At 72.0% G+C, this 20,999-nt stretch carries 19 protein-coding genes and 1 pseudogene; 9 read left to right on the top strand and 11 right to left on the bottom strand.

The genetic code is table 11. The features are described from left to right. Nucleotides 1-10: 10 nt before the first annotated feature. The 4 genes from EJ357_RS07870 to yczE form a co-directional block, all read right to left on the bottom strand. Complete coding sequence (locus EJ357_RS07870; RefSeq protein ID WP_003977404.1) at nucleotides 11-385, bottom strand: RNA polymerase-binding protein RbpA; 375 nt, start codon at nucleotides 383-385, stop codon at nucleotides 11-13. 278 nt (nucleotides 386-663) lie between these two features. Further along, complete coding sequence (locus tag EJ357_RS07865; RefSeq protein ID WP_126390002.1) at nucleotides 664-2,025, bottom strand: MFS transporter; 1,362 nt, start codon at nucleotides 2,023-2,025, stop codon at nucleotides 664-666. Nucleotides 2,026-2,081: 56 nt separating this feature from the next. After that, complete coding sequence (locus EJ357_RS07860) at nucleotides 2,082-2,852, bottom strand: glycerophosphodiester phosphodiesterase (protein WP_126390000.1); 771 nt, start codon at nucleotides 2,850-2,852, stop codon at nucleotides 2,082-2,084. After that, nucleotides 2,849-3,565, bottom strand: a complete 717-nt coding sequence (gene yczE / locus EJ357_RS07855) for a membrane protein YczE (RefSeq protein ID WP_175647333.1) — start codon at nucleotides 3,563-3,565, stop codon at nucleotides 2,849-2,851. Before yczE ends, EJ357_RS07860 begins: the two co-directional genes overlap by 4 nt. 64 nt (nucleotides 3,566-3,629) lie before the next feature. Here yczE and EJ357_RS07850 point away from each other — a divergent pair, with 64 nt between their 5' ends. After that, on the top strand, nucleotides 3,630-5,129 hold the full coding sequence (locus EJ357_RS07850; protein ID WP_126389998.1) for an SCO1417 family PLP biosynthesis transcription factor: 1,500 nt from the start codon (nucleotides 3,630-3,632) through the stop codon (nucleotides 5,127-5,129). 3 nt (nucleotides 5,130-5,132) lie between these two features. Here EJ357_RS07850 and EJ357_RS07845 read toward each other — a convergent pair whose 3' ends face one another. Both EJ357_RS07845 and EJ357_RS07840 read right to left on the bottom strand, forming a co-directional pair. Continuing rightward, entirely contained in the window at nucleotides 5,133-6,794 is a 1,662-nt protein-coding gene (locus EJ357_RS07845; protein WP_126389996.1) for a hypothetical protein, read from the bottom strand. Between the two features lie 40 nt (nucleotides 6,795-6,834). After that, entirely contained in the window at nucleotides 6,835-7,029 is a 195-nt protein-coding gene (locus tag EJ357_RS07840) for a hypothetical protein (RefSeq protein ID WP_004002760.1), read from the bottom strand. 327 nt (nucleotides 7,030-7,356) lie between these two features. Between EJ357_RS07840 and EJ357_RS07835 the strand changes: the two genes are divergently transcribed. The 5 genes and pseudogenes from EJ357_RS07835 to EJ357_RS07810 form a co-directional block, all read left to right on the top strand. Then, entirely contained in the window at nucleotides 7,357-7,749 is a 393-nt protein-coding gene (locus EJ357_RS07835) for an ankyrin repeat domain-containing protein (RefSeq protein WP_126389994.1), read from the top strand. Nucleotides 7,750-8,050: 301 nt separating this feature from the next. After that, nucleotides 8,051-9,469 (top strand): HEAT repeat domain-containing protein, encoded by a 1,419-nt coding sequence (locus tag EJ357_RS07825; protein ID WP_126389992.1) that lies wholly within the window; start codon nucleotides 8,051-8,053, stop codon nucleotides 9,467-9,469. A 331-nt stretch (nucleotides 9,470-9,800) separates the two neighbouring features. Continuing rightward, nucleotides 9,801-10,931, top strand: a complete 1,131-nt coding sequence (locus tag EJ357_RS07820) for a glycosyltransferase family 4 protein (RefSeq protein ID WP_126389991.1) — start codon at nucleotides 9,801-9,803, stop codon at nucleotides 10,929-10,931. Continuing rightward, the gene (locus EJ357_RS07815) at nucleotides 10,928-12,088 is read left to right on the top strand and encodes a glycosyltransferase (RefSeq protein WP_126389989.1); all 1,161 of its coding nucleotides are present in this window, start codon (nucleotides 10,928-10,930) and stop codon (nucleotides 12,086-12,088) included. Before EJ357_RS07820 ends, EJ357_RS07815 begins: the two co-directional genes overlap by 4 nt. Next, a pseudogene (locus EJ357_RS07810) lies at nucleotides 12,085-12,915 on the top strand (SGNH/GDSL hydrolase family protein); the annotation flags it as partial. The gene EJ357_RS07815 and the pseudogene EJ357_RS07810, both read left to right, overlap by 4 nt. Before the next feature lie 290 nt (nucleotides 12,916-13,205). Here the strand turns inward: EJ357_RS07810 and EJ357_RS07805 are convergent. The 5 genes from EJ357_RS07805 to EJ357_RS07785 are packed head-to-tail and all read right to left on the bottom strand — an operon-like array spanning nucleotide 13,206 to nucleotide 17,637. Further along, on the bottom strand, nucleotides 13,206-14,075 hold the full coding sequence (locus tag EJ357_RS07805; protein ID WP_126389986.1) for a 5-oxoprolinase subunit C family protein: 870 nt from the start codon (nucleotides 14,073-14,075) through the stop codon (nucleotides 13,206-13,208). Beyond that, the gene (locus EJ357_RS07800; RefSeq protein WP_126389984.1) at nucleotides 14,072-14,689 is read right to left on the bottom strand and encodes a 5-oxoprolinase subunit B family protein; all 618 of its coding nucleotides are present in this window, start codon (nucleotides 14,687-14,689) and stop codon (nucleotides 14,072-14,074) included. Before EJ357_RS07800 ends, EJ357_RS07805 begins: the two co-directional genes overlap by 4 nt. Next, on the bottom strand, nucleotides 14,686-15,444 hold the full coding sequence (locus EJ357_RS07795; protein WP_126389982.1) for a LamB/YcsF family protein: 759 nt from the start codon (nucleotides 15,442-15,444) through the stop codon (nucleotides 14,686-14,688). Before EJ357_RS07795 ends, EJ357_RS07800 begins: the two co-directional genes overlap by 4 nt. 19 nt (nucleotides 15,445-15,463) lie before the next feature. After that, complete coding sequence (locus EJ357_RS07790; protein ID WP_126399287.1) at nucleotides 15,464-16,333, bottom strand: putative hydro-lyase; 870 nt, start codon at nucleotides 16,331-16,333, stop codon at nucleotides 15,464-15,466. Nucleotides 16,334-16,338: 5 nt separating this feature from the next. After that, entirely contained in the window at nucleotides 16,339-17,637 is a 1,299-nt protein-coding gene (locus EJ357_RS07785; RefSeq protein ID WP_126389980.1) for an MFS transporter, read from the bottom strand. Between the two features lie 135 nt (nucleotides 17,638-17,772). Between EJ357_RS07785 and EJ357_RS07780 the strand changes: the two genes are divergently transcribed. From EJ357_RS07780 to EJ357_RS07770, 3 genes are all read left to right on the top strand, one after another. After that, nucleotides 17,773-18,468 carry a GntR family transcriptional regulator gene (locus EJ357_RS07780; RefSeq protein ID WP_126389978.1) on the top strand — a complete coding sequence of 232 codons (696 nt, stop codon included), beginning with the start codon at nucleotides 17,773-17,775 and terminating at the stop codon, nucleotides 18,466-18,468. A gap of 91 nt (nucleotides 18,469-18,559) precedes the next feature. Next, the gene (locus EJ357_RS07775) at nucleotides 18,560-20,086 is read left to right on the top strand and encodes a hypothetical protein (protein WP_126389976.1); all 1,527 of its coding nucleotides are present in this window, start codon (nucleotides 18,560-18,562) and stop codon (nucleotides 20,084-20,086) included. Between the two features lie 31 nt (nucleotides 20,087-20,117). Continuing rightward, entirely contained in the window at nucleotides 20,118-20,999 is an 882-nt protein-coding gene (locus EJ357_RS07770; RefSeq protein WP_126389974.1) for a hypothetical protein, read from the top strand.

The following is a 20,999-nucleotide window of genomic DNA, read 5'->3' as shown; positions in this document are numbered from 1 at the left end:
GCGCAGGGACCTAGGCCGACTTGCGGCTGTCCCGGGGGTGAACCGCGATGTTCATCGCCCCGGAGCGCAGAACGGCAAGGCGCTCCTCGAGGACCTCTTCGAGTTCCTCTCGGGTACGCCTCTCCATCAGCATGTCCCAATGCGTACGCGCGGGCTTGGCCTTCTTCTCCTCAGGGCCGTCGCCGTCCACGAGGAGTGCCTGGGCCCCGCAGACCTTGCACTCCCACTCCGGCGGGATCTCCGCCTCGACCGAGAAGGGCATCTCGAACCGGTGCCCCTTCTCGCATGCGTACTCCACGGCCTGGCGCGGGGCCAGGTCGATGCCGCGGTCCGTCTCGTAGCTGGTCACCACGAGGCGCGTGCCGCGAAGAGCTCGCTCACTCATGAATCGTGCCTCCCGGGCTTGTCGCCCACAGGACAGGTGTCGCTGTCGTCGTCATCCGGTCAACGTCCGGTCGGCGGTAAAGATTCCCGTCCCGTGTCCCGTTCTGGGTGATGCGTCGCCGTCGTAGCCGCAGCCTTGCTGACCAATGTCGTACCCACCGGCGCCCGGTTTGTCACATCTGCTAGCAGATGTGACCCAGCGTTTCGGCATCTTTGACGCGCAGTAACGGTACGCCTGGCAGGCCAAACGCGTACACTACCGCCCTTTCAGCCGGAACGCTAAATCGTTGTCGGAACCGGGTTGCCCGCGTCGCTGATCGCCCGCCGCACCGGAACCCTCGCGAGCAGGGCGAATCCGATGACGAAGAAGATCACGAGCGAGATGATCGCGTCCCGGTAACTTCCGGTCAGCTGGTAGGTGAGCCCGAACAGCAGCGGCCCCAGCCAGCTCATACCGCGGTCGCTCATCTCGTATGCCGAGAAGTACTCGGCTTCCTTCCCCGGTGGGACGAGATGGGAGAACAGGGAGCGGGACAGGGCCTGGCTGCCGCCCAGGACCAGACCGATGCCGGCCGCCAGCACGAAGAACCACACCGGGGCCCCGGCCGGCAGGAAGTACCCGGCCGCCAGTGTCACGGTCCACGCGACGAGCGAGCCGAGGATCGTCCGCTTCGCTCCGTAGGTCCGGGCCAGCCGCCCCATCGTCAGCGCTCCCGCCACCGCCAGCACCTGGACCAGCAGTACGGCGCCGATGAGTGTGGACTGTCCGAGGCCCAGTTCCTCGGAGCCGTAGATCGACGCCTGGGAGATCACCGTCTGGATGCCGTCGTTGTAGATGAGGTAGGCGAGGAGGAAGGCGAGCGTCAGCGGGTGGCGGCGCATGTCGCGGACGGTCGCCGCGAGCTGCCGGAAGCCCATCGCGCTCGGCCCCTTGCCGACGTGGTCGGCGCTCGTGGACCGACGGTCGCGCAGCCGTCGTAGCGGGATGAGAGCGAAGCCGCCCCACCACAGGCCTGCGGATGCCAGACAGATGCGGACGGCCGTGCTCTCGGAGACCCCGAAGGAGTCGTGCGCCAGATACAGGACCAGGTTCACGATCAGCATCAGGGAGCCGGACGCGTACCCGAAGGCCCAGCCCCGGGAGGAGACCGCGTCGCGCTCCTCGGGCGGGGCGATCTGCGGGAGGTAGGAGTTGTAGAGCATCATCGCGACCGACTGGGCCGCGTTCGCGACGATCAGCAGGAGGCCGCCGAGCAGATAGCGGTCTCCGCCGAGGAAGAACATCGCCGTGGTGGCGGTGGCGCCCACATAGGCGGCGGTGGCGAGGAGGGGCTTCTTGCGGCCCGTGCGGTCGGCGGCCGCACCCACCAGAGGCATCACCAGCACCGCCACGATGACCGACAGTGACACCGAGTACGCGAAGAAGGACCCCGCGCGCACCGGGATGCCCAAGGGGTGGACGAACCCCTCCGCGTCCGCCGCCTCCTCGGCGACCGACGTCAGATACGGGCCGAGGAACACGGTGAGCACGCTCGTCGAGTAGACGGAGCACGCCCAGTCGTAGAGGTACCAGCCGCGTTGCTCGCGGCGGCGCCCCGCGGCCTCGTCGGCCGCATCCGTCCGCACGGTATCGGTGCCCACCCCGCGCCCTCGCTTCCCCGTGGTGATCCCGCGCGAGGGCGGAGCCAGGACGGGGGTCAGCCCCAGACGTCCCGGTCCTCCATGACCTTGCGCAACGTGTCGATGTGATCGGTCATGATGCCATCGACTCCCAGGTCCAGGAGCCGGTGCATCGCATCGGGATCGTTGATGGTCCACACGTGCACCTGCAGCCCGCGCGCGTGGGCGGCCCGCACGAAGCGGTGGTCCACCACCTGGATCCCGGACTGCGCCTCGGGCACCTGGGCGGCGACCGCCGAACGGCGCAGCGCGGCCGGCACTCCCCAGGAGCGCAGCCGGAGATTGAGGACGCCCCGGGTGCCGTACGACGTCGCCAGGCGCGGTCCGGCCAGCCGCTGGGCGCGGATGACGCGTGCCTCGGAGAAGGAGCCGACGCAGATGCGGTCCCAGGCGTTCGTGCGCTCGATCAGCTCCAGGAAGGGGTGGAGCGCCGGCTCCGCCTTGAGGTCGACGTTCCAGCGCACGTCGGGGAAGGTCTCCAGGAGCTCCTCGAACAGGGGCACCGGCTCCTTGCCCGCCACGCGCGCGTCCCGTACGTCGTCCCAGGGCAGGTCGGCTATGCGGCCCGCCCCGTCCGTGACCCGGTCCAGGGTCGCGTCGTGGAAGGCGACGAGCTTGCCGTCGCGCGTGGTGTGGACGTCGGTCTCGATGTACCGGTAGCCCAGGTCGACCGCGCGCCGGAACTGGAACACGGTGTTCTCCAGGCCGTCCGCCGCCCCTCCGCGATGGGCGAACGGGATCGGGCCGGGGTGGTCGAGGTACGGGTGGCGTATCCGCGTGGTGCTCACGAACGCAGTATCGCCCGCTCGGGTTGCCCGGTGGCAACGACGGTGCTGCCGTCGGATGCCGGGGGGAGGGCGAACACGCGCAGGAAGAGCTGGGCGAGCGGGCCGATGGACAGCGCGTACAGGACGGTGCCGGCGCCGACGGTGCCGCCCAGGGTGAAGCCGGTCACGACGACGGCGATCTCGACGGCCGTGCGCATCAGGCGGATCGAGCGGCCGGTACGCCGGTGCAGGCCGGTCATCAGCCCGTCGCGGGGACCCGGTCCGAAGCGGGCGGCGATGTAGAGGCCGGTGGCCACGCCGTTGAGCACGACGCCGGCCAGGAGAAGGGGGATCCGTACGGCCAGGGAGTGCGTTTCGGGGAGCAGCGCGAGGGTGCCGTCCATGGCGATGCCGACCACGAAGACGTTGGAGACGGTGCCGAGGCCGGGGCGCTGGCGCAGCGGGATCCACAGGAGCAGTACCACCGCGCCGACGACGATCGAGACGACGCCGATCGTCAGGCCGGTGCGTTCGGCGACGCCCTGGTGCAGCACGCCCCAGGGCTCCAGGCCCAGCCCCGCTTCCACCAGCAGCGCCGCGCTCGCGCCGTACAGCGCGAGCCCGATGTAGAGCTGTGACAGCCGCCGTATGAGATGCCCCTGCTTGAGCCGTTGTAGGAAATCCCCCTGCGTGGACAAGACATGCCCCCCTGTGGTGGTAGTGGCCTGATGCATGACACCCTGTGGCTTGGGAAGCAATGCCATCCATGGCCAATTCGGGGAAGGTGGACTGGAAATCATGGCGCAGTGGACTTCTGCGGTGGGTGCCGCACAGCTCGCCCGGCTCCTCACCTCCCAGCAGGACCGCCCCGCCGGCCCCGGCACCAAGCGCCCGCCCGCGTACCGGGCCCTGGCCGACGGCATCCGGCTGCTCGTGCTGGAGGGCCGGGTCCCGGTCGCCGCGCGCCTGCCCGCCGAGCGTGAGCTGGCCCTCGCGCTGTCCGTGAGCCGTACGACCGTGGCCGCCGCGTACGAGGCGCTGCGCGCGGAGGGGTTCCTGGAGTCCCGGCGCGGCGCCGGGAGCTGGACCGCCGTGCCGGCCGGGAACCCGCTGCCCGCGCGCGGGCTGGAGCCGCTGCCGCCCGAGGCGCTCGGCTCGGTGATCGACCTGGGCACGGCGGCGCTGCCCGCGCCCGAACCGTGGCTGACCCGTGCGGTCCAGGGCGCGCTGGAGGAGCTGCCTCCGTACGCCCACACACACGGTGACTATCCGGCCGGTCTGCCCGCTCTGCGCTCGATGATCGCCGAGCGGTACACGGCGCACGGGATCGCGACCATGCCTGAGCAGATCATGGTGACGACCGGGGCGATGGGCGCCATCGACGCGATCTGCCATCTGTTCGCGGGTCGCGGTGAGCGGATCGCGGTCGAGTCGCCGTCGTACGCCAACATCCTCCAGCTGATGCGGGAGGCGGGCGCCCGGCTCGTGCCCGTCGCCATGGCCGAGGGACTGACCGGCTGGGACGTGGACCGGTGGCGGCAGGTGCTGCGGGAGGCCGCGCCCCGGCTCGCCTATGTCGTCGCCGACTTCCACAATCCGACCGGGGCGCTGGCCGACGAGGACCAGCGGCGGCGGCTGGTGGACGCGGCGCGCTCGGCGGGGACGGTGCTCGTGGCCGACGAGACGATGAGCGAACTGTGGCTGGACCCGGATGTCGAGATGCCGCGACCGGTGTGCGCCTTCGACCCCGCCGGGTCGACCGTCATCACCGTCGGGTCGGCCAGCAAGGCCTTCTGGGCCGGGATGCGGATCGGCTGGGTGCGGGCCGCACCGGATGTGATCCGCAGCCTCGTCGCCGCGCGCGCGTACGCCGATCTGGGGACGCCCGTGCTGGAACAGCTGGCCGTGAACTGGCTGTTCGGCACGGGGGGTTGGGAGCAGGCGGTAGAGGTGCGGCGCGCGCAGGCCCGGGAGAACCGGGACGCGCTGGTCACCGCTGTGCGGCGGGAGCTGCCCGATTGGGAGTTCGAGGTGCCGCGGGGCGGGCTCACGTTGTGGGTGCGGACCGGGGGCCTGTCGGGGTCGCGGCTCGCGGAGGCGGGGGAGCGGGTCGGGGTTCGGGTGCCGTCCGGGCCTCGGTTCGGGGTGGACGGCGCCTTCGAGGGGTATGTGCGGTTGCCGTTCACCGTGGGGGGGGCGGTGGCTGAGGAGGCCGCGGTGAGGCTGGCCGCGGCGGCCCGGCTGGTGGAGAGCGGGGTCAGCGGGGGCGGCGACTCGGTGCGGCCGTTCGTCGCCTGACGGCTACGACGTCTCGGCGGCCACAGCGTCCGCGGGCACCGGCTCCGGCTCCTGATCCGCCTTCTCCACCTTCTCCGGCTTCTCCAACCTCTCCAGTTTCTCCAGGGATTCCGCCTGCACCGGCGTGGTCCGCTCCGGGAGCAGGTCCAGTACCGCCTGACGTTGGGCGTCGCTCGTCGCGTCGTCGTACGGGTCCGGGGTCGCCGGGACCTGGAGACGATGGACGGGGCCCGTGCCGAGGCGGGCGTAGCCGCGGCCGGGCGGGACGTCGGTGACCGGGGTCGTGTGCGGGGGAGCGCCCAGGACGGTCTCCAGTTGTTCCGCCGTCGCGGGGCCGAGCACGACACGCGCGCGCGTGTGCTGCCGTACGGCGTCACTGAGGGTGTCCATGGCGTCCCACTGGTCGGCCACGACGACCGTGACGTTGGCTGCGCGGCCGTGCCGGAGGGGGACCTGGAGGAGGGACTGGGGATCCTTGCGGTTGTCCGCCGCGGCGAGGTGGGAGAACGCGGTCGGGCGGTCCAGGAGGATCCAGAGCGGCCGCTTGGTGTCGTCCGGCGGCGGGTTGCCCGCCTGACGTGTCCGGTTGATGGCGATCAGACGTCGCTCGGTCTCCGTCGCCGCCCACTCCAGGCTCGCCAGCGCCCCGGCCAGCCCGCACTCGACGGCCAGGACGCCGTCCCGCCCGATCAGACAGGCGTACTCGCCGGTGCTGCCGCCCTCGACGATGACGACGTCGCCGTAGCGCAGCGCCTGCAGGGCGATCGAGCGCAGCAGGGTCGAGGTGCCGCTGCCGGGCTGGCCCAGGGCCAGGAGGTGGGGCTCGGTGGAGCGGATGCCGGTGCGCCAGACGACCGGCGGTACGTCGCGGTGGATCTCGCCGTGGGTGAGGGGGAGGGTGCGCTGGACCTGGGTGGGGTCGGTGAAGCCGAGGACCGTCTCGCCGGGGGCCGTGACGAAGCGCTGGGCGGCGATGTCGGTGGGCAGCGGCGCGAGGACGGCGACGGTGAGCTCGTTGCCCATCTCGTCCCAGGTGAAGTGGTACTCCCGCCCGCGGCCGGACTTCGCGGTCAGCAGGTGCTCGATCCGCGCGCGGGCCTGCGCCTCGCCGTCGGTGAAGTAGGCCGGGTAGCGGATCAGGAGACCGCTGATGCGACCCGTGCCGTCGAACTCGTACTCCGGGAAGGCCTTCTCCCACTCGCCGCCGTGGGCGTAGAGGGGGGCGGGGTCATCGGCGGTGGAGAAGTAGGGGACCAGTGCCTCGTACAGCGCCCTCAGCCGTTCCGTCTGCGACTCGTCGGGGCCGTCGGGCTCCCTCGGCGCGCGGTCCCGGCCCTGCCAGGCCGCCGCCGCCATCAGCGTGATGACGGCGAGCAGCGGGCCGTACGGAACGAGTGCCACGACCAGGATCACCGAGGCCACCAGGAACAGCAGCATGCCGCGCCTGTCCTTGGGCGTGTCGGCCCACTTGCGCCGCCCGGCCGAGGCCAGCCGACGCAGACCGCGGGTGATCGTGATCAGCGGATGGAGGACGTCAGAGGCGCTGTCGGTCGCCGTCCGGGCCAGCTCGCGGCTTCGGGCGAACTGCGCCCGGGCCAGCTCCCTGCTCCGGGCGATCTGCGCGCTGCCTGTGCTCAGGATGCGAGGGAGGGGGCGGCGGGCCACTGCTGTCTCCTACAGGTGCGTACGGGTGGGTGGGGCGGCGTCAGAACTGGATGCCGCCCAGGAGGCTCGCCAGGCTCTCGCCGCCGGCCTTGATGCTCGGGGCGATGGCCGTGCTCGCCAGATAGAAGCCGAACAGTGCCGAGATCAGGGCGTGCGATGCCTTCAGCCCGTCCTTGCGGAAGAAGATGAAGACGACGATGCCGAGCAGGACGACGCCTGAGATGGAGAGGATCATGTGAGTGCTCCTGGTTTGTGGGGACAGTCACCATGAGTACTTCCAGGCTCACAGGATGTATCCATACGATAAAAGGTGCAACCGGGTGAAATTCGGTGGATTTCCCTCGAGTGGCGGAGTGTCCCTGGCCGGATGAGCTTGGGTGTCGCGTCCGACCGCGTCTGCGATGATCTTTGCCGCGGGCGGGGCGGGTCATGTGCCGCGCGAGCCAGTACCCTGGCGAATCACTCGTACGGCCGAGCACCGCTCGCGGGCCGTACCGGTGCTCCCAGCAGTTCCAGCAGTTCCCCGCAGTCCCCGTGTTCGTAGTGAGAGGCGGTCCGGCCGATGACTGAAGCCCCCGACCCCGAGGTCGTGGAGCTGGCGACCAAGATCTTCGATCTGGCCCGGCAGGGGCAGACCGAGGCGCTCGTGGCGTACGTCGACGCCGGCGTTCCGGCCAACCTCACCAACGACCGCGGCGATTCGCTCGTGATGCTCGCCGCCTATCACGGCCACGCCGAGGCCGTGCGCGCCCTGCTCGCCCGGGGGGCCGAGGCGAACCGAGTCAACGACCGAGGCCAGACGCCACTCGCCGGTGCGGTCTTCAAGGGCGAGACGGACGTCATCAAGGCACTTCTCGAGGGTGGCGCCGACCCGTCCGAGGGCACGCCGTCGGCCGTCGACACGGCCCGGATGTTCCACAAGACGGAACTGCTCGAGTTGTTCGGCGCACACTGATCCGAATGTTCTGACCAGCGAAAACACAGAAAACGGGGGAGGCGGTACAGGGCCGCCGAAATTTCGGTCGCGGCAGGTGGAAGTGCCGAGTCATCATGACGTCGTGATTCACGGACGCGATGGCTGGGCAGGTGTTGCCGCACCGCGCGGACCGTGATGCGGTCCGCATGGGCCACTGACGAGAGGCAGAGGAAAATGGTCTACAGCAAGCAGGAAACGGCGGGCGCCCCGACGTGTTGTCACGCGGCCAGGTGAAGCAAGAACCCCGGTTGCGTCGACGCTTGATGTGAGGCTGTTTCCCATGTTCGAACCGGTCATAGCGCCCAGCGGTACGCTGCTCGGCCTGCTCCAGCGGGGCCGCGGCGACGGCACACTGCACGCGCTCACCGCCCCGCGCGCCGAGGCGCTCGCGGCCCTGAACCACTGTGTGCTGCGGGACCCCCGCCACGACTGGCAGGTGGAGAACCGCTCCCTCTACTACGCCCGTCTCTACCTCGACCTGAACGGCGAGCTGGACGAGATCGAGGCCCACCTCTTCGACGTCGAGGACGCCTTCGACGCCGAGGAGTCACGTACCGGGCTGGCCCTCGCCGTCCTCGGTCACCTCGCCTCCTACGGCAGGCGGGACGCCCTCCAACTGCTGCGCAGGTACGCCGCGTCAGGTGCCAACTGGGCCTGGGCGCTGGACGAACTCGCGCTCAGGGACGACGACGCCGGACTGCGTGCCCTGGCCGCGCCCGTGCTGGCCCGCTTCCCGGCCGATCCCGAGGGCGAGGCCGAACTGGCCGCCGCCGTACGCGATGCTTTTGAGCCACGGCCGTGGCGGCTGTGGGCCGAGGATTCACGCGAATCGATCGCCACGCGTGTGCGTGCCGCCCAGGAGGCCGGCTGCTTCGACCGCTGGCAGCGGCAGATGCGACCTACCGGGCCCCGTCCGGGGTGGAGCGTGCAGGCCGTCTTCGAGTGGGCCCAGCAGGGGATGGAGCGCGGCGCCGCACTGCATGTGCCGGCCGCTCGGTGCCTCACCGCCGTCGCGGGTCCCGAGGACCGGCCCGAGATCGTCGCCGCCGCCAAGGACGGCACCGACGGCGCCCGATGCACGGCCCTGCGGTACCTCGCCGACAGCAATGATCCGGACGCCCTCGATCTGATCGAGGCGGCCGTGGTCACCGGCTCGTCGGCCGTCGTGGAGGCCGCCCTCGACGCGTTCGAACGTATGCGCAGTATCGCCGCCGTCGACCGCGCGCGGAGCTGGGCCCGACGGCCCGACCCGCTGGGCGCCGCCGCCGGGCGCATGCTCGCCTGCCGGGGCGGGGCCGAGGACAAGGAACTGGTCCTCGCGGCGCTACGGGAGGCCGTACGGGGCGAAGGCCCCGACGCGCCGACCCTGTGGACCCTCGTCGACGGCACCGGACGGCTCGGCATCGCCTGCGCGGCCCCCGTGCTGCGCCATATCTACCGCGAGACCGCCTCCTCCCATCTACGCGGCCGCACCGCCAGGGCCCTCGCCGCCACCGATCCCTCCTTCCCGTCCGGATTCGCCGTCGAGTGCCTGTGGGACTGTGAGGAGACCACCCGCGAGATCGCCGCCAGGCACGCCGAGACGGGCGACACACGCGTCGTGGAGCGGTTGCGCAGGCTCGCCGCCGACCCGGCCGAGGAGGCCGAGGTGCAGACGGCCGTACGCAGCCGGATCGGACCGGACACGGCATCCGGCTGATCATTCGGGCCGCGACATCCGGTTGATCGTTCGGGCCGGACGCGACATCTGGTTGATCATTCGGCCGGACACGGCGCCGGGCGAGACCGTCAGATGATCATCGGGCGGGCCGTGACGGTCGGCTGATCGCCGATCATCATCCGGGACATGTGTTCACGCTGTGAATGTCGCGGAGATCGGCCCGCGAGGTGAACGCGGGATGACCTGCGGGTCAGGCGCGCATGGACGTGATCTGACCCGCCCGGGTGCGCAGCGGAACGCTCATGGGACGTTCCCTGTTCGGAAAGATCCACGTTGACGCGGCCACGTCCGGTACGGCGACAACACCGGTATGCGTGTCGTCATCGTGACCGAATCCTTTCCCCCCGATGTGAACGGCGTGGCCCACTGCGCGCTCCAGACCGCCCGACACCTGGTCGATCGCGGTCACGCGCCCCTCGTCGTCGCACCCGCCCCGGCGCCCGGAAACAAGCTCGCCGCCCTCGCGGCGCCCTGCCCGGTCGTCCACGTCCCCTCCCTTCCGCTCCCCGGCTACCCCCAGGTCCGCGTCGCCCTCCCCAGCCGGCGCCTCGCCGCGGCGATCGTCCAGCACCGCCCGGACGTCGTGCACCTGGCCAGCCCCTTCGTCCTCGGCGTCCGTGGCATGGCCGCCGCCGCCAAGTTCGGCATCCCCGCCGTCGCCGTCTACCAGACCGACCTGGCCGGTTACGCCCGCACCTACATGGGCGCCGGCGAGGCCGCGGCCTGGCGCCGCATACGCTCCGTCCATTCCGCCGCCGACCTCACCCTCGTCCCGTCCAGCGCTTCCATGAACGACCTGGAGACCCACGGGGTTCCCCGGCTCAAGCTGTGGGCACGCGGCGTGGACACCGCCCGCTTCCGCCCCGAGCTGCGCGACGAGGCGCTGCGCCGCGAGCTCGCCCCGAACGGCGAGGTGATCGTCGGATACGTCGGGCGGCTCGCCCCCGAGAAGCACATCGACCTGCTGGCCGACACCTGCCGTCTGCCGGGCGTCAAGGTCGTGATCGTCGGCGACGGGCCAAGTCAGCCCGCGCTCGCCGAGGCGCTGCCCGGCGCGGCCTTCCTGGGCCGACGAGGCGGCGACGACCTCGCCCGGATCTTCGCCTCGTTCGACGTCTTCGCGCACACAGGGCCGTTCGAGACCTTCTGCCAGACCGTGCAGGAGGCCATGGCCAGCGGCGTGCCCGTCGTGGCGCCCGCCGCCGGTGGCCCGCTCGACCTGGTCGACCACGGCCGCACCGGCCTGCTGGTGCCGCCGCGCGACGCCTCCGCCGTACGGGACGCCGTGCGGTCCCTGGTCGCCGACCGGGCGCTGCGGGCCGCGTACGGTGCCGCAGGACGTGCCACCGTCGAGGGCCGCACCTGGGCCGCGATCGGCGACCAGCTGATCGGGCACTACGCGGACGTGGTCGCCGCGCGCAGGGCGGTGGTGGCGGCATGAACGGCCTGCGCATCGTCCGGCTCGCGAACTTCGTCGCGCCCGCCTCCGGGGGGCTGCGCACCGCGCTGCGCGAGCTCGGCAAGGGTTTCAAGCTGGCGGGGCACGACCCCGTCCTCATCGTGCCGGGTGACAAGTACACCGACTGCGAGACCGAGCAGGGCCGCGTGATCACCCTGCCCGGCCCGATGCTGCCCGGCACCGGCGGCTACCGCGTCCTCCTCGACAAGCGGCGGGTCGCGTCCCTGCTGGAGGAGCTCGCGCCCGACCGCCTGGAGGTCTCCGACCGCACCACGCTGCGGTGGACCGGCAGGTGGGCCCGCCGGGCCCGCGTCCCCGCCGTGATGGTCTCCCACGAGACCGCCGACGGCGTCCTGCGCACCTGGGGCTTGTCGGAGACGATGTCCCGGCGCGCGGCCGACGCCCTCAACGTCCGTACGGCCCACACGTACTCCAGGGTCGTGTGCACCACCGAGTTCGCCGAGCGGGAGTTCGTGCGGATCGGCGCCCGTAACGTCGTACGGGCCCCGCTGGGCGTCGACCTGATGAACCGGCGTCCCACCCTGCGTGACGCCGCGCTGCGCGCCACGCACGCGCGTGCGGACGAGACGCTGCTGGTGATGTGCTCCCGGCTCTCCGTGGAGAAGCGGCCCGGCACCGCGCTGGACGCCCTGGAGTCCCTGCGCCGGCGTGGAGTGCGCGCCGTGCTCGTGGTGGCCGGGAACGGCCCGCTGCGCCCGCGGCTCGAACAGCGGGCGCAGGAGCGGGACCTGCCGGTGACCTTCCTCGGTCATGTCGCCGACCGCAGCCTGCTCGGCGCGCTCCAGGCCTCCGCCGACGTGTGCCTGGCCCCTGGGCCCGCCGAGACGTTCGGGCTCGCCGCGCTGGAGGCCATGGCCTGCGGTACGCCCGTCGTGGCGAGCGCGTCCTCCGCGCTGCCCGAGGTGATCGGTGCCGCCGGGGCCACCGCGGCGGACAACGGCGACGCCTTCGCGGACGCCGTGGAGATGCTCCTCGACCGTCCCGAGCGCGAGCGCCGCGAGGTGGCACGCGCGCGTGCGGAGTGCTTCGGGTGGGGCGCGGCGGTGGACGCCTTCCTCACCGCGCACGACGCCGCGGTGCCGGCGCGTCCCTTCGTGCGTGCGGAGGGCGCGGCATGAGACCGCTCCGCTACGTCGCCCTCGGTGACTCGCTGACCGAGGGGGTGGGCGATCCCGTCGGGAACGGGTGGCGCGGCTGGGCCGCGCTGCTCGCCGGCGGGCTGTCCGAACCGTGCGCCGAGTTCACCAACCTCGCGGTCAGCGGGGCACAGACGCGGGACGTGCTGGAGAACCAGCTGCCCGCCGCGCTGACCCTGCGTCCGGACGTCGCGTCCGTCCTCGTGGGCGTCAATGACACACTGCGCAGCACCTTCGACATCGAGAAGATCGCGGAACGCCTCGACAAGGTCTACGCCTCCTTCACCCGTCAGGGCACGGCCGTGCTCACGGCCTGCCTGCCCGACCCGGGCACGATGCTGGGACTGCCGGGCATCCTGGGCAACCCGCTGGCTCGGCGGCAGCGGGCCGTCAACCATGTGGTCCACACGTTGTCCGAGCGGTACGGGGCGGTGCATCTGCACGCGGTCGACGACGACTGGATCATGGAACGCTCGATGTGGAGCTCGGACCGGCTGCATCCCGGGGAGCGCGGGCACCGGCAGATCGCCCTGCGCTTCCACGCGATGCTGGCGCACAGGGGCCTCGCGACGCAGACCGCGCCCTCGCCCGAGCCCGAGTTCCCGCCGCCCACCAAGTCGGCGAGCCTGCTGTGGCTGGCCACGGCGGGTACCGCCTGGGTGATCCGGCGGTGCAACGACCTGCTGCCGCAGCTGGTGCGCCTCGCCGCCGTCGAGATGCGGCACCGCGCGAAGGGCACCACCGACCGGCTCGACCGGCGAGCGGCACACGGGGTCTCCATGGCGTTGGCCGGGCTGTCGGCGCCCGAGTGGATGGGGATGCCCGACAGCGTGGGGATGCCCGACAGCGTGGGGATGCCCGAGTGGAAGGGATGGCCCGAGCCGCGTCCGGCGGCCGAGCCCATGGTGTTGACCGATCATCGGGCGGTGCCTGAGCACCGGCCCCTGCCGGAGGGATTGCCCCTGTCCGACCGTCGCTTGGTCCCGGAGCCGCAGCCCGCGCCGGAGGCGGCGTAGCGCGCGCGTGCGTGGCGGGGGTGGCGTTGCCCACGCGTGTGGGAGACGGCGTTGCCCACGCGTGCGTGGCGGGAGGGGGCGCGTCAGCGGTGGCGTACGGCCACGAAGCGGATCGGGGTGCCCGGTACCGCCTGTGCGGCGGCCGGGAGGTCGGCCGCGCGGACGACGGCGATCACCGGGTAGCCGCCCGTGGTCGGATGGTCGGCCAGGAACACGACCGGTCGGCCGTCGGGCGGAACCTGGACCGCGCCCAGGACCACGCCCTCGCTGGGGAGTTCGCTGGTGAGCGCCCGTTCCAGGGCGGGGCCTTCGGTGCGCAGCCCGATGCGGTTGCTCGCGGCGGAGACGCTGTACGCGCGGGTGGTGAAGGCACGCACGGCCGCCGGGGTGAACCAGTCGTCGCGCGGGCCCAGCGTGACACGCAGCACCAGCTCGGCAGGCGGCGCCGGCTGCGGCGCGACGTCCACGCGCGCGTGGAGCCGCGTCGGCCTGCCCAGGGGCAGCACCGCGCCGTCCGTGAGCGGCGGTGGGCCGAGGCCGGACAGCAGGTCCGTGGAACGGCTGCCCAGGACCGGCTCGACGGCGATGCCGCCGGAGAAGGCCACATAGCTGCGTACGCCGGAGTCCGCCGCGCCGACGTCCAGGAGCGCGCCGGCGGGCACGCGCACCGGAGCGCCCCACGCGACCGGGCGTCCGTTCACCGTGACCCGGCACGGGGCGCCACCGACCGCCACGGTGACTGTGGAGCGAGGCCGCACCGCGCAGCCGCCCAGCGTGGTCTCCAGTACCGCCGCCTCGGGGGCGTTGCCCACCAGACGGTTGACCAGCGCCGCCGCCGGCCCGTCCAGCGCACCCGAGCGCGGCACACCGAGGTGGGCGTGCCCGGCACGGCCGAGGTCCTGGACGGTGGTGAGCGCCCCGGCGCGTACGACGGAGAAGGCGCGGTCGGTCATGAGCTCCCCACCGGAACGAAGCGCACGCGCGTGCCTGGCGACAGCAGCGCGGCCGGCACGCGCGTGTGGTCCCACAGCACGGTGTCCGTGGTGCCGATCAGCTGCCAGCCGCCCGGCGACGAGCGCGGGTACACGCCCGTGTACGGGCCCGCCAACGCCACCGCACCGGCGGGGACGGCCGTGCGCGGAGTGGCCCGGCGCGGGACGTCGTAGCGCGGCGGCAGACCGGTCAGATAGCCGAACCCGGGGGCGAATCCGCAGAAGGCGACGCTGAACTCGATGTCCGCGTGGATACGGGCCACGTCGTGCGCGGAGACGCCCCAGTGCGCGGCGACGTCCGCCAGGTCGGGGCCGTCGTAGCGCACCGGGAGTTCGACGACGTCACGCGCGCGTGGGGGAGCGGGCGGCACTTCGGACATGGCCAGCTCGCAGGCCACGCGGGACGGTGCGGCGAGGCCGTCGAGCAGGACCGTGCGGGCCGCGGGGACGATCTCACGGACCGACAGCGAGCCCTCGGCACGGCGGCGCAGCAGCTCCGCGTGCAGTGCCCGCGCCTCCTCGCCCGAGTTCACCTCGACGAGCAGGGCGTCGTCGCCGACGGGCAGCGCCCTCATACGAAGGCCTCCACCAGGACCCCCGACTCCTCCAGCCGCGCCCGAACCCGTCGGGCCAGCTCGACGGCGCCGGGCGTGTCCCCGTGCAGGCACAGGGAACGCGCGCGTACCGCTACCTCTGCCCCGGAGTGCGAGGTGACCACGCCCGAGCGGGCCAGACCGATGGAGCGTTCCACGACGGTCTCCGGGTCGGTGACCACGGCGCCGTCCTGGCCACGCGGGACGAGTGTGCCCTGGTCGGTGTAAGCACGGTCCGCGAACGCCTCCTCGACGGCCGGGAGCCCGGCCTTGGCGGCCACCTCCAGCAGCCGGGAGTCGGGCAGGCCGAGCACGGGCAGCGCGGCGTCCGCCAGGAGCACGCCGTCGACGACCGCGCCGGCCTGCTCCTCGTCGTGCACGACGCGGTTGTAGAGCGCGCCGTGCGGTTTGACGTACGACACGCGCGTGCCCGCCGCTCGCGCGAAGACCTCCAAGGCGCCGATCTGGTAGGCCACTTCGGCCGCCAGCTCGGCGGGCGGCACGTCCATGGCGCGCCGCCCGAACCCTGCCAGGTCCCGGTAGGAGACCTGGGCGCCGATCCGCACCCCGCGCGCGGCCGCCAGCTCGCACACCCGCCGCATGGTGGCCGCGTCCCCCGCGTGGAAGCCGCAGGCCACGTTGGCGCTCGTGACGACCGACAGGAGCCGTTCGTCGTCGGTGAGCTGCCAGCGGCCGAAGCCCTCGCCGAGGTCGGCGTTGAGATCGATGGAGGTCATGCGTCCGTTGTTTCTTCCGTCAGGCGACGACGCGGTACTGCTCGTCGCGGGCGTCGGTCAGGAACATCTGCCCCGGTGCGTGGGTGATGGCGAACGGCGGGCGCGAGGCCATCACCGCGGCCTGCGGTGTCACTCCGCAGGCCCAGAACACCGGGATGTCGTCGGGCTCGGCGTCCACCGGATCGCCGAAGTCCGGGCGGCCCAGGTCGGCGATGCCCAGCGCCGAGGCGTCGCCGCAGTGCACGGGGCTGCCGTGCACGGCCGGGAGGAGGCTGGTCTCCCGCAGCGCCGCCGACAGGTGCTGCGGTGGCACCGGGCGCATGGAGACCACCATCGGTCCACGCAGCCTCCCGGCCGGACGGCACTGGCGGCTGGTCACGTACATCGGGACGTTGCGGCCCTGCTCGACGTGGCGGATCGGGACGCCCGCCGCGGCCAGCGTCCACTCGAAGGTGAAGCTGCAGCCGATCAGGAACGACACCAGGTCACCCCGCCAGTGGGCACGCACGTCCGTCGGCTCGTCCACCAACTCGCCGTCCTCCCATACCCGGTAACGCGGCAGGTCGGTGCGCAGATCGGCGCCGTCGGCGAGGACGCTCGTCCAGGAACCGGCGTCGGTGACGTCGAGTACGGGGCAGGGCTTGGGGTTGCGCTGGCAGAACAGCAGCATGTCGTACGCCCAGTCGACGGGCACCGAGATCAGGTTGACCTGGGTGTGGCCCGCCGCGACCCCGGCCGTGGGACCGGTCAGGCCCTCCCGGAATCGGGCCCGTGCCGTTTTCGGGCTCCACGCGTGCGCGTGCTCGTCGACGAGGGTGAGCGGGCGGTCGTCCGACGCGACGGTGAGCGGACGGTCGTCCGGGCCGACGGTGAGCGGGCGCTCCTCCATACGGTTCACACCAGCTCCTTCCCGCGCGTCTCCGGCAGTCCGAGCAGGGCCAGTGCGGCGATGCCGTAGCCGATCGCACCGAAGACCAGCGCGCCGCCCACACCCCAGCTGTCGGCAAGGAAGCCGACCGTGGTCGGGAAGATCGCGCCCACGGCGCGGCCGGTGTTGTACGTGAAGCCCTGTCCCGTGCCGCGCACCGCCGTCGGGTACAGCTCGCTCAGGTAGGACCCGAAGCCGCTGAAGATCGCCGACATGCAGAACCCGAGCGGGAATCCGAGCACCAGGAGCAGGGTGTTGGCGCCGCTGGGGATGTTGGCGTACGCCAGGATGCAGACCGCCGACAGCAGCGCGAACAGCCAGATGTTGCGTCGCCGGCCCAGCCGGTCGGTGAGGTAACCGCCGGTCAGATAGCCGATGAAGGCGCCCGAGATCAGGAACGTCAGATAGCCGCCGGTGCCGACGACCGACAGGTCGCGCTCGGTCTTGAGGTAGGTCGGCACCCAGGTGGCGAGGGTGTAGTAACCGCCCTGGACGCCGGTGGAGAGCAGCCCCGCGAAGATCGTCGTACGCAGCAGACCGGGCTTGAAGATCGCCGCGAACGACCCCTTCCCGGCGCTCTGTTCACGCACGGCCACCGCCTCCGGGGCGTCGTGCACGCGGCGCCGCATCCAGATCACGAGCAGCGCGGGCAGCGCGCCGGTCCAAAACATCACGCGCCAGGCGAGGTCCTCGTCGACGAGCGAGAAGACCAGCGTGTACATGATCGCGGCCAGTGCCCAGCCGACCGCCCACGAGCTCTGGATCGCACCGAGCGTGCGGCCCCGGTGCTTGGCGGTCGCGTACTCGGCCACGAGGATCGCGCCGACCGCCCATTCGCCACCGAAGCCGAGGCCCTGGAGGGCGCGGAAGACCAGCAGCCACTCGTAGTTGGGCGCGAAGCCGCAGGCCACGGTGAAGACCGCGTAGGTGATGACCGTGATCATCAGCGCCTTGACCCGGCCGATCCGGTCCGCCAGCACACCCGCGAGCGCGCCGCCGACCGCGGAGACCACGAGCGTGACGGTGGTGAAGAGGCCGGTCTGACCGCTGTCCAGGCCGAAGTAGGCGGCCAGCGCCACCATGCTCAACGGCAGTGTGAAGTAGTCGTACGAATCCAGGGCATATCCGCCGAAAGCGCCCGCGAAGGCGCGGCGGCCGCGCGGGCCGAGGGCGCGCAACCAGCCGAACGCGCCGTCGTCGGCGGCGCGTTCGTCAGTGGTGGGGTGGGCGTCTGTCAGGGCCTGCGGTGGAGGGGTCGAGCTCATGGGCACCTCGCAGAGAGGGGGGACGGAGGGCGCTGGGGACTGAGCCGTGCCGGTTCGTAGCACCGTAGGGGATCGTTCAACGATCCCTCAATACCCATGTTGTTTCGTTCTTGTAATCTGCGATTGAATTCCGGCATGGCAGAGCAGCTGACCTCACTCGCCGAGGACCGCGCCCTCCTGGGCCGCACCAGCACCGCGGAGCGTGTCTCGGACATCCTCCGGAGCCGCATCGCGGAGGGGTTCTTCCCACCCGGCACCCGGCTGTCGGAGGACAGCATCGGCGGCGCGCTCGGCGTCTCCCGCAACACGCTGCGCGAGGCGTTCCGGCTGCTCACGCATGAACGCCTGCTCGTGCACGAGCTGAACCGGGGCGTCTTCGTCCGGGTGCTGACCGTCGAGGACGTCGAGGACATCTACCGCACGCGCGGGCTCGTCGAGTGTGCGGTCGTGCGAGGGCTCGGGGAGCCGCCGTACGACGTCGACCGCCTTGCCGAGGCCGTGGCGCAGGGGCAGCGGGCGACGCGCGAAGGTGACTGGAAAGCGCTGGGTACGGCCAACATCCACTTCCACCGTGAGCTGGTCGCCCTCGCGGGCAGTGACCGTACCGACGAACTGATGCGCAGTGTCTTCGCGGAGCTGCGCCTGGCGTTCCACGTGGTGGACGACCCGCGCCGGCTGCACGAGCCGTACCTGGCCAGAAACCAGCAGATCCTGCAGGCACTGGAGACGGGGGACAGGGCGGAGGCCGAAAGGCTGCTCGCCGTGTACCTGCGCGACTCGCTGGAGCGGGTCGTGGAGGTGTACAGGCGTCGCGTCGGGGACGACGGCTAGCGCCTGAGCCGCCTCGGTGTGACATCCGTGACGCCCGGGCGCATCTGCGTCGTTTGGGTCGTTGTCAGACCGAGGACCTAGTCTGTGCACCGTGACTTCACCCGCATCGACGGACCGTGTTCCGCCCCAGCTCAGCGCGGGGCCGCGCCCTGCTCCGGGCCCGGCCGCCGACGAGGGGCTGGCGCGGCGGCTGCGCGCGCTCGCCTGCACCGCGCCGCTGCACGACCTCGACGCGCGCAAGGCCAACCTCGCGGGCGAGTACTCGGTGTACGGCATGGCCGAGGTGGCGCTCGCCGCCATCGACCTGGTCACGCTCAACATGGACTTCGACACGGGCGCCGACCACGACCAGATCGTCGCCCGGCTCATCCCCCGCATCGCCGCCCAGGCCCCGCGGCGCCCCGTCACCGAGCACGAGCGGGTGGCCCGCTGGGTCCTGGAGAACCTGATCAACGTCGGCAGCGTGGACCGCGGCTTCAGGGCCGTGTACGGCACGTTCGCGCCGGACGGCAGCTATGTCCGCCGTGACTACGACTTCAAGCTGATCGAGGAGGTGCCGGGGCCGGGCGGCACGGTGTACCTGCGGACGACCGACGAGGCGGTCAACGTCCTCGTCGGCGCCCTCGACACCGATGTCACCAGCGCCCAGATCGCCGCCGAGGTCAAGCTGGAGGTCCTGATCAACCGCGGCCGCCTCGCCGACGCGCAACTGGCCGCCGAGCAGGCCCGGTACCGGACCGTGCAGTACTCGGAGACGCTCCGCAGGGCCCTCGACGCGACCCGGCGCAACGTCCGGTCGGTCGACTGGCTGAACTCCGTACCGGACATGATCGCCGAGGCGCTCGACCACGTCGCCGACCGGTACCGCCACGAGAACGCGATCCTCACCAACATCCGCAAGGCCCGCGACGAGACCGAGGACGCGGAGCACAAGCGCCGCGCGGCCGAGCTCGTCGACATCGTCAAGGACTGCATCCGACGGCACACGCAGCTGCAGTCACGCCTGCTGGAGGCCGGCCCCCTGTTCCGCGCAGAGCAGGACCGGCAGGCCTTCGCGACACCGATGACGACGTCGGGGACGGATTTGTACGGCCATCTCCTCGCCCCCGTCCTGCCGTTGCCCCTGGAGCAGGCCGTCCGGGTCACGGACGCCTTCTTCGCGCGCGGGACGGGCATGCGTACGCCGCTGTCCGTGCGGGTCGGCGACCTCGTCGACATACTGCTGACGCCGCCCGTGGAGCGCGAGCACCTCGGAGCGGAGATGCCCGAGCCCGACCTCATCGCGACGCCGGACGACAGCCGGTTCAGCGAGGAACAGCTGGCCGCGGCGACGGAACTGCTGGACCTGCCGCCAGATGCGCCCCGCCGGTTGTCGGGCCTGTTGGCTCAGGCGCGTCGCCAGGACCCGGACCTTCCGTATCTCGTGGCGTTGATGGCCGTTCACGCGGCAAGTCCCCCTGTCGGGACCGCCTATCGGCAGGGCGAGGAGAAGCTGCTGTTCGCCGTGGACGACGGGACGGAGCTGGACGATCCCGAGTTCGGCGGGGCCGACCTGATCGTGGGGACGGCCCTGCTGGACGCGGCCGGGATGGCCGCCGACAGGACGGAAGCAGCATGAGTGAGCGACAGCGGAGCAAGGAGCACCAACCGTGAGCGAGCACGTCGAGTGGAGTGACACGGAGCCCTCCGCCCCGTCGGCGCCCGCCGCCGTCACGCCCGCCGACGCCGCCGACGCGGCTCGGCTCGTCGCGTTCGGGCTGCAGCCCAAGTTGCAGCCCGCACGGGACCAGGAGTACGCGGAGCTGCTCCGGCGGTACCGCGAGGACCCGCCGTTCGCGCGACTCGCGGATGCCGTGGCCGCGGGGCTCGGGCTCGTGGTCCTGGAGGTGTCCCCCCGCGCGGGGATGGCCGTGACCGCCGCCGAGGACTCCGTGTTCGCCGTCCGCATGGGCGACTACGCGCGTCGTACGTCCGCCGACGGCAGCGACCGCTTCCTGCACGGACTGGCCCATCTCGCCGTCGCCGCCATGGCGTTCCCGCGGCCCGAGGACCTGGCCGACGACGGCTACATCGGACGCGTGACGGTCAACGGCGTCGACGCCTTCGTCCGGCAGGCCTGCCGGCGGCTGGAGGAGCGTGCCGAGGAACGGGGCGAGAACACCGACCCGGCGACGGACGCGCCCGGGCTGGAGGCCGCCTGGCGTATCTGGGTGAGACGCAGTGCCACCGGCGCCACCAAGGACGCGCGCAGACTCGCCGGTTCGACCACCGGCATCGTCGGCAAGGCGGCCGCCTTTCTCACCGACTCCGGGTTCCTGCAGCGCACCGGCGACGACAACGGCGGCACGTACCGCACGACCGCCCGCTACCAACTCCAGGTGCGTGACATGGCGGGCAGCGCCGCCATGGCCGAGCTGCTGGAGCTGGGCGTGGTCCCGGTCACCGACGGCACGCCGACCCTGCTGCCCGCCGAGGACACGGACGACCTGGAACTGGTGGCCGACGCCGGGCTGCCGTTCCACTCCTCCTGA

The organism is Streptomyces cyaneochromogenes (assembly GCF_003963535.1).
Classification (GTDB): Bacteria; Actinomycetota; Actinomycetes; order Streptomycetales; family Streptomycetaceae; genus Streptomyces; species Streptomyces shaanxiensis.
This window is presented reverse-complemented; position numbering and strand designations above follow the sequence as displayed.

Coding starts and splice junctions, on each gene's coding strand:
- EJ357_RS07870 (WP_003977404.1), bottom strand. CDS start 385: ATGAGTGAGCGAGCTCTTCGCGGCACGCGCCTCGTGGTGACCAGCTAC.
- yczE (WP_175647333.1), bottom strand. CDS start 3,565: ATGCATCAGGCCACTACCACCACAGGGGGGCATGTCTTGTCCACGCAG.
- EJ357_RS07850 (WP_126389998.1), top strand. CDS start 3,630: ATGGCGCAGTGGACTTCTGCGGTGGGTGCCGCACAGCTCGCCCGGCTC.
- EJ357_RS07840 (WP_004002760.1), bottom strand. CDS start 7,029: ATGATCCTCTCCATCTCAGGCGTCGTCCTGCTCGGCATCGTCGTCTTC.
- EJ357_RS07835 (WP_126389994.1), top strand. CDS start 7,357: ATGACTGAAGCCCCCGACCCCGAGGTCGTGGAGCTGGCGACCAAGATC.
- EJ357_RS07825 (WP_126389992.1), top strand. CDS start 8,051: ATGTTCGAACCGGTCATAGCGCCCAGCGGTACGCTGCTCGGCCTGCTC.
- EJ357_RS07820 (WP_126389991.1), top strand. CDS start 9,801: ATGCGTGTCGTCATCGTGACCGAATCCTTTCCCCCCGATGTGAACGGC.
- EJ357_RS07815 (WP_126389989.1), top strand. CDS start 10,928: ATGAACGGCCTGCGCATCGTCCGGCTCGCGAACTTCGTCGCGCCCGCC.
- EJ357_RS07805 (WP_126389986.1), bottom strand. CDS start 14,075: ATGACCGACCGCGCCTTCTCCGTCGTACGCGCCGGGGCGCTCACCACC.
- EJ357_RS07800 (WP_126389984.1), bottom strand. CDS start 14,689: ATGAGGGCGCTGCCCGTCGGCGACGACGCCCTGCTCGTCGAGGTGAAC.
- EJ357_RS07795 (WP_126389982.1), bottom strand. CDS start 15,444: ATGACCTCCATCGATCTCAACGCCGACCTCGGCGAGGGCTTCGGCCGC.
- EJ357_RS07790 (WP_126399287.1), bottom strand. CDS start 16,333: ATGGAGGAGCGCCCGCTCACCGTCGGCCCGGACGACCGTCCGCTCACC.
- EJ357_RS07785 (WP_126389980.1), bottom strand. CDS start 17,637: ATGAGCTCGACCCCTCCACCGCAGGCCCTGACAGACGCCCACCCCACC.
- EJ357_RS07780 (WP_126389978.1), top strand. CDS start 17,773: ATGGCAGAGCAGCTGACCTCACTCGCCGAGGACCGCGCCCTCCTGGGC.